Origin of the sequence: Staphylococcus sp. GDY8P57P (genome assembly GCF_017892585.1) — a bacterium.
Lineage (GTDB): Bacteria > Bacillota > Bacilli > Staphylococcales > Staphylococcaceae > Staphylococcus > Staphylococcus borealis.
In genome coordinates this window covers 1-1,172 of record NZ_JAESLK010000069.1, presented here as the reverse complement: position 1 = coordinate 1,172, position 1,172 = coordinate 1, and the positions used below count along the sequence as shown (strand labels likewise).

Sequence of the window (1,172 nt, the reverse complement as noted above, 5' to 3'; positions counted from 1 at the left end):
ACAAAAGGACTTCAAAAGCATAATCAAAGAGAAAATAATAATTATAATAACAAGGATATTAGGCATGAAGATACACATAAAAATTATGATTTAATACATGAGAAAAATGTGGATTATAATCAATTGATTTCAGATAAAATTGATTCAAATTATACAGGTAATCGTAAAATTCGTAAGGATGCTATTCGACATGTGGAAGGAATAATTACGAGTGATGAAAAGTTTTTTAATAGATTGAGTGAAGAAGAAACACATCAATTTTTTAAGGATAGTTTGGATTTTGCTAAACAGGAATATGGCGAAGAAAATATATTATATGCAACTGTTCATCTGGATGAAAAAGTACCGCATATGCACTTTGGATTTGTACCTCTGACAGATGACGGTAGATTATCTGCGAAAGAGAAATTAGGTAATAAAAAAGCAATGACTGAATTACAGGATAGATTTAATCATCATGTTAATTCTAGGGGTTATGGTTTGGAACGTGGAACTGCTAAGCAAGTGTCTGAACGAGAACATAAACATATTGATAAATTCAAAAAGGATACTCAGTTTCATAAACAGGAATTACAAACGGTTAAAAGTGATCTTAAAAAGTTAGATAGCCAATTAAACGCTCATATAAGCGATTTAAGAGTTACTAGCGATTTTGAGTATGAGAATGAGGTAGAAGTCAAAAAGGGCTTATTTAAGGCAGGAGAAAAGCTGGAAACAGGACGTAAGGTTATTTCTGCGGAGGAATTTGAAAGAATACAGAGAACTGTGATTGCTGCTAGTAATATTGTTGATGATTATGAAAAGATTAGAGAAACTGATTTTTTTAAAGAAAATGAAGAATTAAAGAGTAAGAATCTAAAGTATGCTGCGTTTAGTATTGAAACGAATAAAGAGAATGAGAGAGTATAAAGAGTTGTTTACTAAGTATCAGAAACTAACGAGAGGGCTTTATACAACGCTTAGAGATAGCTTTCAAGGCTTTGACAAGGTATATGACAATATCAGTAATAAACTTCAACAAAACGATAAGACGGCAGTTTTTGGGAAGTTTATGGACTTTGTGAAAGAGGAAGTGCGTGAACAAGAGCGAACAAAACAAAGAGATATTGATATTGAGAGGTAACGTCTGTTTATGCCGAGAAAACTTTTTGGCTTTGAAAGTCCTTAACTTA

2 protein-coding genes are annotated in these 1,172 nt (G+C 31.9%); both read left to right on the top strand.

All coding sequences use genetic code 11. The features are described 5' to 3' along the window. A partial coding sequence (gene mobV / locus KA878_RS13495; protein WP_210142191.1) for a MobV family relaxase occupies nucleotides 1-909 on the top strand: 909 nt, incomplete at its 5' end. Beyond that, nucleotides 896-1,123 carry a hypothetical protein gene (locus KA878_RS13490; RefSeq protein WP_210142190.1) on the top strand — a complete coding sequence of 76 codons (228 nt, stop codon included), beginning with the start codon at nucleotides 896-898 and terminating at the stop codon, nucleotides 1,121-1,123. The genes mobV and KA878_RS13490, both read left to right, overlap by 14 nt. Nucleotides 1,124-1,172 lie beyond the last annotated feature (49 nt).

Coding starts and splice junctions, on each gene's coding strand:
- KA878_RS13490 (WP_210142190.1), top strand. CDS start 896: ATGAGAGAGTATAAAGAGTTGTTTACTAAGTATCAGAAACTAACGAGA.